This is a genomic window from Armatimonadota bacterium, assembly GCA_031081585.1.
Taxonomy (GTDB): domain Bacteria; phylum Sysuimicrobiota; class Sysuimicrobiia; order Sysuimicrobiales; family Humicultoraceae; genus Geohabitans; species Geohabitans tengchongensis.
This window is the reverse complement of sequence record JAVHLY010000059.1, coordinates 1-6,887: the sequence shown is the minus strand read 5'-3', so window position 1 is coordinate 6,887 and position 6,887 is coordinate 1. Positions and strand designations below refer to the sequence as shown.

At 72.1% G+C, this 6,887-nt stretch carries 9 protein-coding genes and 1 tRNA gene; 6 read left to right on the top strand and 4 right to left on the bottom strand.

Features of this window, described 5'->3' with window-relative positions:
* The coding region (locus RB146_13890) for a hypothetical protein (GenBank protein ID MDQ7830055.1) at positions 1 to 263 on the top strand (263 nt) is incomplete at its 5' end.
* On the opposite strand, the gene chrA is transcribed toward RB146_13890, so the two are convergent.
* Complete coding sequence (chrA, locus tag RB146_13885) at positions 244 to 1,440, bottom strand: chromate efflux transporter (GenBank protein MDQ7830054.1); 1,197 nt, start codon at positions 1,438 to 1,440, stop codon at positions 244 to 246. The genes RB146_13890 and chrA overlap by 20 nt on opposite strands.
* A gap of 137 nt (positions 1,441 to 1,577) precedes the next feature.
* Between chrA and RB146_13880 the strand changes: the two genes are divergently transcribed.
* Positions 1,578 to 2,432 carry an ATP-dependent Clp protease proteolytic subunit gene (locus RB146_13880; GenBank protein ID MDQ7830053.1) on the top strand — a complete coding sequence of 285 codons (855 nt, stop codon included), beginning with the start codon at positions 1,578 to 1,580 and terminating at the stop codon, positions 2,430 to 2,432.
* Here RB146_13880 and RB146_13875 read toward each other — a convergent pair.
* Positions 2,423 to 3,247, bottom strand: a complete 825-nt coding sequence (locus tag RB146_13875) for a cytochrome c oxidase assembly protein (GenBank protein ID MDQ7830052.1) — start codon at positions 3,245 to 3,247, stop codon at positions 2,423 to 2,425. The genes RB146_13880 and RB146_13875 overlap by 10 nt on opposite strands.
* 118 nt (positions 3,248 to 3,365) lie before the next feature.
* Here RB146_13875 and RB146_13870 point away from each other — a divergent pair.
* From RB146_13870 to RB146_13860, 3 genes are all read left to right on the top strand, one after another.
* Positions 3,366 to 3,441 (top strand) — tRNA-Ala (locus tag RB146_13870).
* A 219-nt stretch (positions 3,442 to 3,660) separates the two neighbouring features.
* The gene (locus tag RB146_13865; GenBank protein ID MDQ7830051.1) at positions 3,661 to 3,876 is read left to right on the top strand and encodes a hypothetical protein; all 216 of its coding nucleotides are present in this window, start codon (positions 3,661 to 3,663) and stop codon (positions 3,874 to 3,876) included.
* Entirely contained in the window at positions 3,873 to 4,325 is a 453-nt protein-coding gene (locus RB146_13860; protein ID MDQ7830050.1) for a PIN domain-containing protein, read from the top strand. Before RB146_13865 ends, RB146_13860 begins: the two co-directional genes overlap by 4 nt.
* Positions 4,326 to 4,444: 119 nt before the next feature.
* On the opposite strand, the gene merA is transcribed toward RB146_13860, so the two are convergent.
* Together merA and RB146_13850 are read right to left on the bottom strand one after the other, a co-directional pair.
* Positions 4,445 to 5,893 (bottom strand): mercury(II) reductase, encoded by a 1,449-nt coding sequence (gene merA / locus RB146_13855; GenBank protein ID MDQ7830049.1) that lies wholly within the window; start codon positions 5,891 to 5,893, stop codon positions 4,445 to 4,447.
* Positions 5,886 to 6,398 carry a MerR family DNA-binding protein gene (locus RB146_13850; GenBank protein MDQ7830048.1) on the bottom strand — a complete coding sequence of 171 codons (513 nt, stop codon included), beginning with the start codon at positions 6,396 to 6,398 and terminating at the stop codon, positions 5,886 to 5,888. The genes merA and RB146_13850 overlap by 8 nt, the downstream gene beginning before the upstream one ends.
* Before the next feature lie 218 nt (positions 6,399 to 6,616).
* On the opposite strand from RB146_13850, the gene RB146_13845 reads away from it, so the two are divergent.
* A partial coding sequence (locus tag RB146_13845; GenBank protein MDQ7830047.1) for a hypothetical protein occupies positions 6,617 to 6,887 on the top strand: 271 nt, incomplete at its 3' end.

Sequence of the window (6,887 nt, the reverse complement as noted above, 5' to 3'; positions counted from 1 at the left end):
GGGGCGAGGAGCCCCAGACAGCGGAGTCCTACCGCAAGAACGTGGCCGCAAAGTTCCCACCGGTGTACTACGCCCGGCTGGAGCGCTGCTTCCGGAGCCTGCTGGCCGCCGACGATCCGGCAGAGCTGCGGGAGGAGGTGGTCTACAGCGTGTACGACCGCTGGAAGCGTCGCTGCGGGGTCGGCCGGCTCGTCGACCTCGACCGCCTGCCGGCCTGGTGCGAGAGCGAGCGCGGGCGGCGGGCTAGCCGGCGGGGCTCCTGAGCAGAAACCCCACGACGCCGCCCCCCGCGACGAGCCAGGCCGAGTTCACCCGGGTGCGGACCAGCAGGAGCGCCGCCGCCAGCGCGAGCAGGACGGCAGGTAGGTCCACCAGCGCCGCCCGCCCGAGCTGCCAGGTGACGCCGGCCATGAGCGCCACGGCCGCGGCGTTCACGCCGTCGAGCAGGGCCCCCAGCCACGGCGAGCGGCGCAGGCGCGGGATGAAGGGGTGGCTGGCGGCCACGAAGAGGAACCCCGGCAGGAAGATGCCTGCTGTCGCCAGCGCCGCTCCGGACAGGCCCCCGAGCAGGTACCCGATGAAGGTCGCGGTGGTGAAGAGCGGCCCCGGCGTGAACTGCCCCACGGCCACGGCGTCGAGGAGCTGCCGGTCGGTCAGCCATCCCAGGCGCTCGACGAAGTCGCCCCGCAGGAAGGCCAGCAACACGTAGCCGCCGCCGTAGAGCACCGCACCAATCTTGAGGAAGACCAGGAAGAGGATCGTCGGGTCGAAGGGCGCGGCCCCCGCCGCCGACGCGGCCGCCGCCGCAGGGAGGGCCGCGGGCACCCCAGGCCACCCCGGCCCGCCGTGCGCGATGGCGGCCCAGAGGATGCCCGGCCCCCCGGTCAGCACCGCTCCGAGCCGGCGGCGGTTGGCCAGGAGCATGACGCTCACCCCGGCCAGGAGGAGGAGCCACAGCTCGTTCACGCCGAGGAAGAACAACGCCAGGGTGATGAGGGCCACCACCGTCGGCAGTGGCCCCCGCAGGGCCGCCCGGCCCAGCCCGAGCAGGGCGTGGGCCACGATGGCGATGATGACGGGCTTGACACCGTAGAGCAGGGCGGTGGCCTCGGGCGTCGTGCCGTAGCGGACGTAGGCTCGGGCCATGGCCAGCGCGATGAGCGCAGCCGGCAGGATGAAGGCCGCCCCGCCAGCCACCAGCCCCGGCCACCCCGCCCGGGTGTAGCCGATGTGGATGGCCATCTCTGTGGAGTTGGGGCCCGGGATGAGGTTGGTGGCGCCCAGCAGATCGAGGAACTCCTGATCGGAAAGCCAGCGCCGACGGCGCACCACCTCGTCGCGCATCATGGCGATGTGCGCGGCGGGGCCGCCGAAGGCGGTGAACCCCAGGCGCAGGAACAGGGCGGTGACGGCGAGCAGCTCCGACCGTCGGGCAGCCATCACGACGATCTTCGTCCTCCCGCTCCGGCCCGCCTGGTGAGGCGCCGGCAGGAGGAGGCGACGGCCGGGGGAGAAACCCAGGTGCCGATGCGGGTCATCGTCCCGATGCCGGTCACGGTCCCTCCGGGGGGATCGGTTTGAGCCTCGTCGACCTCCTCTGGATCTTCCTCCTCCTCTCGGCCATCCAGCCCGCCGTGCAGCGGTGGATGCTGCAGCGGGCGCGGATCGCCTTGTTGCAGCGCCTGGAGCGGCGCCGGGGCTCCCGCGCCATCACCCTCATCCACCGCCAGGAGACGATGAGCCTGCTCGGCTTCCCCATCGTCCGCTACATCGACATCAACGACTCCGAGGAGGTGCTGCGGGCCATCCGCCTGACGCCCCCGGAGATGCCCATCGACCTGCTGCTCCACACCCCCGGCGGCCTCGTGCTGGCCGCGGAGCAGATCGCCCGCGCCCTGCGCGAGCACAAGGGCAAGGTCACGGTCTTCGTGCCCCACTACGCCATGTCGGGCGGGAGCCTCATCGCCATGGCGGCGGACGAGATCGTCATGGACCCACACGCCGTGCTCGGCCCCATCGACCCGCAGCTCGGCCAGTTCCCGGCCGCCTCCATCCTGACGGTCCTGCAGCGCAAGCCCATCCAGGAGGTGGACGACCAGACCATCATCCTGGCCGACATCGCCGAGAAGGCCCAGCGCCAGGTGCGCAGCGTGGTGCAGGACCTCCTGGGGGACAAGATGGGCGCGGAGGAAGCGGCGCGCCTGGCCGAGGTGCTGACCCAGGGGACCTGGACCCACGACTACCCCATCACGGTGCAGGAGGTGCGGGCGCTCGGCCTGCCGGTCTCCACTGACATGCCGGAGGAGGTCTACCGGCTCATGGACCTCTTCCCCCAGGCCGCGCAGCGCCGCCCGTCGGTGGAGTACATCCCCGTCCCCTACCGCGGCACGGAGCCGCCGCCAGCGCCGCGGCCGCGCGTGCCTCAGCGGTAGGAGACGCCCTCTCCCACGCGCCGCCCCTCCCGGTCCAGGGCCGCCAGCACGAGCCACAGGAGTACCAGGCCGAAGGTCATGTTGCCCATGACCCACATCACCCCACCGCCGAGGCGGAGGTCGTCCAGCGGGGAGAGATTCCACGGACGCGCCATGGGGGCGCCGACCGACGCCACGTAGCCGGCGTAGAGGGGCCGCTCGGCCAGCGCCAGCGCGAAGCTCAGCAGCCAGTTGAGGACGTTCGCGGCCAGCACCAGCGCGATCCGCCCGCCCACCGTGGCCTGCACCACGTGGGGATCAGGGGCCAGCAGCACGCCCCACAGCGCCAGCGAGCCGAGGAGGAAGGTGGCGTGCTGCAGGGCGTGCAGGGCCTCCACGCGCAGCGCCGCGTCGTAGAGGGCGGGGAGGTGCCAGCCGAAGAGCACGGCGTGGTACAGGAGGAAGGCGGGCAGCGGCGTCCACAGGGCGGTGACGACGGGGCCGAGGACGCGCCGGCGGCGCAGCCACCCCAGAAACGCCGACGGGAGCGCCAGGGCGAGCAACGGGGCCGCGACCATCATCAGCAGCAGGTGCTGGGCCATGTGGAAGGTGAAGGATCGCTCGGCGGCGGCATGGAGCGGCGAGAGCAGGGCGAGCGCGGCGACCGCGAGCGCCGCCCAGCCGCAGAGGCGCTGCGGGCGGCGCGTGGGAAAGCGGGTGGACACCCACAGCCAGCCTGCCGTCCCCGCGGCCAGCGCCGCCAGCACCTCGGGCTCCCACGACCACAGGGAGAGGGAGAGGGGCTGGGCCGGAGGCACGTGCGCCAGGAATGTCATCCTCCTTGATTGTAGGGGACGCATCCTGCGTCCGGCGACGGTGGCGCCTGTAAGGGACGCATCCAGCGTCCGACGATGGTGGCGCTGCCTGCAGGCGGCGGCTATAATGAACGTGTTCGGGCCGGTGGCGCAGCTGGGAGCGCGCCGCAATCGCACTGCGGAGGTCGGGGGTTCGAATCCCCTCCGGTCCACCACCCTGACGGCTCACAGCAACCTTCCTGGCCTGCTCCATCTCTGCTCTGAATTGCCGGAAATCCTAGGTCGAGCCTCCGTGCGCCCGGTCTTTGGCTTTGGCAAGGCCAGACTCCTGGCAAGTCGATTCCAGGCTGCCGGGTGGCCACGCGAGACCTTCCTCGTTAGACTATTGACAAGCCATAGGCACTAGTGACATTATCGGCGCTGGGTGAGAAGACGTGCAGCTCAACATCTACGTGCCAGCGGACAAGCAGGCCCTGCTGCGCGATCTGGACGAGGCGAGCCGCAAGACGGGCAGGCCTAAGAACGATCTGGTCCTGGAAGCATTGGGCCGCTACCTCGCAGCGGTCAGGCCGCGTCTGGGTCGGTACCGTCTGGGCAAGGTCCAGGCGTGGCGCCGCGCCGAGCTCTACGCGCGGCGTCTCAGTCGATGATCCTGCCCGACGCGAACGTCCTGGTCTATGCGCTCAACGAGGATGCCGGGGAGCACCACGACAGCCGCGCGGTCGTCGACGCCGCGCTCGACGGCACGCTTCCCGGCGCCCTGGTCCCGCAGGTCCTCATCGAGGCTTACGCGGTGCTCACCGATGCCCGCCGCATCAGGACCCCCCTTGAACCGGAGGTGGCGTGGCAGGAGATGAATGCGCTCCGGGCGGGCTTGCGGACGTTCGACCTCACACCGCAGGTCTTGGACATCCTGACCGGCATCATCGCCTCACGTCGGCCGTCCGGCCAGGACATCTTCGATGCGTTACTCGTCGCGCAGATGCGGGCGCACGGCATCGATATCCTGTGCACGTACAACGTGGACGACTTCAGGGGCTATCCGGGCCTCACGGTCGAGAGCCCACCGCAAACGCTGGCACGAACCGGACTCAGGTGAGGGCGAGCGCCCTCCGGTCCGCCGGGCATTGCGCGAGCTGCCCGTTGCCTGGCGTCCGCGTCACGTCTTAGTCCGGGCGTCCAGCCCGAAGCGGCGCCGGCGTCCTCCCCGTCACCCGCCTACTCCGCACAGCACGAGAGCCGCTCGACGTCCTTGAAGAAGGAGAGGGCCACGATCTTCAGGGCCTCGGCCATCGTCGGGTAGACGTGGACCAGGTCGATGAAGTCGTGGACCGTGGCGCCAAACCGCAGGCCCATCGCCGCCTCGTGGATGACCTCCCCGGCGTCCCGGCCGACCATGCTGACCCCCAGCACCCGCCGCGTCTCCCGGTCCAGCACCATCTTCACCACCCCGCGGGTGTCCCGCACCGCGCCTGCGCGCGGGACCACCCCCAGGGGCACGCTGCTGCACCAGCACCGGTGTCCCCGCCGCACCGCCTCGGCTTCCGTCAGGCCCACCGTGGCCACCTGCGGGTCGGTGAAGATCGTGCGGGGGATGACCGTGTGGTCGACGCGACGGTCCCGTCCGCCCAGGGCGTTGTCCGCCACGATCACGCCGTCGTGGGCGCCCACCGGCGTGGCCAGGTGGCTGCCGGTGTGCGCCCCGATGACGTCCCCCGCCGCCCAGATCCCGGGAGCGGTCGTGCGCAGGGACTCGTCGACCAGCACGAACCCGCGCTCGTCGGTCTCCACGCCCACGTGCTCCAGGCCGAGGTCGTCGGTGTTGGGTCGCCGGCCGGTCGCCACGAGCAGCCGGTCGGCCTCGTACCGCGCCTCCACGCCGCCGACGCGGGCCAAAGCCACCACCCGCTCCCCCGCGGGCTCCACGGCGGTGACCGCGACCCGCGTCACCACGTTCACCCCTTCCGCCTGCAGGAGCTCCGCCACGCTCGCGGAAACCTCGGGCTCGTGGGCCGGCAGCAGCCGCGCGCTCCGCTCCAGCACGGTCACCGTGCTGCCCAGGCGGCTGAAGAGCTGGCCGAGCTCCAACGCGACGTACCCGCCTCCCACGATGAGCAGGGAGCGCGGCAGCTCCCACAGCTCCTGCGCCTCGTCCGCGGCCAGTAGGTCGGAGGTGAGGTAGGGGACGCGGTCGAGCCCCGGGATGGGTGGCAGCGCCGGGCGGGAGCCGGTGGCGACGAGGTAATGGCGGCCGCGGAGGCGGCGGCCGTCCACCTCCACCGCCCCGTCCGGAGCGAAGCGGGCGCGGCCCGTGTGCACCGTGATGCGGTCGCTGTCGGCGACGATGGCCTGGTACTTCCGGTCCCGGAAGTCGTGGACGACCTCGTCCTTCTGCCGGATGAGGGCGCGGACATCCAGGTCCATGCCGCGCGGGAGGAGGCCGGGGAAGCGGGGGTGCGTCGCCTCCCGGTAGACGCGCGCGGCCTCGATGAGGTTCTTGCTGGGCAGGCAGCCGCGGTTGACGCAGGTGCCGCCCAGGACGCGGTGTTCCGTCATCACCGCGGTCCGCCCGAGCTCGGCCGCCCGGATGGCCGCCGCAAACGCGGTCGTCCCCGAGCCGAGGATGACCAGGTCGTAGATCTCGTCGGTGTGCGGCGCCCTAGCCATCGTCTCGCGGACCTCCCGCTTGCCCGGATCTCCGCCCTCGTCCCGGCCTGCGCCCCGCCCGGTCGCGTCGGCGGGGCTGCCGGGGGCGGGACGCTGGCGGATGTTGGATGAGCGCAAAGCAGGGGCAGTCCTCTGCCGACCGGGGCTCGGCCCGGACCGCCCGGCGCAGCCTCCGCTGCAGGCGCCGCAGGTCCCGCCGCAGACGCTCGAGGTGGGCGAGCTGCGCCTCCACCCTGGCCAGGTTGGCGCGGACGAGGGCCGCCACGTGCGCGCAGGGCGGCCGGCCCTCGTCACGGACGAGGAGGATGCGGCGGATGTCGGCCAGCGCAATGCCGAGCGCCTTGGCTTTCCAGACGAATGCCAGCCGGGCGAGGGTCTGGGGGGTGTAGAGGCGGTAGCCGGCCGGTGAGCGCGACGCCGGCGGGACGAGGCCGAGGTGGTCGTAGTAGCGGAGCGTCTTCGTGCCGACGCCCGCGAGCCGCGCCAGGTGACCGATCGTCAGCATGGCGGGTGGAGCCTCCATCGGTGCCGACCTCCAGGGAGGGGTGTCTTGAGGCTATACCTTCCCCTCGGGTGGAAGGTCAAGCGACCCCGCCCACAGACGGGTCACCCGGGGCGCCGGGACCTGTCGCCCCTGTGGGGGGAAGGCCGGCGCCTCGCACGTCTACCCCCTGCCGCAGTTGGGCATCGAATCCTGGTTGCCGAAAGTGAGGGGGTGGAGGGATGTCGGCGGACCGGCCGGCGGGGCCGTCCGCGACCCGTGCTGCCGAGCAGCAGGTCGAGGAGCTCGTCGACGGAGCGCTCCGGGCGCTCTACGGCGCGCAGCGGCGCTTCCCGATGGGCTACCCGGTCTTCCGCCTGGCCGAGTTCCTGGGGATGCCCGCCGAGGAGCTGCTGGCCGGCTGCTGGATGGCCCGGGCCATGGGTTACGTGCGGCCCGTGGGTGTCGGACAGGAAGTCTCCTACGTCCTCACCCCCAGAGGCCTGGCCCGGG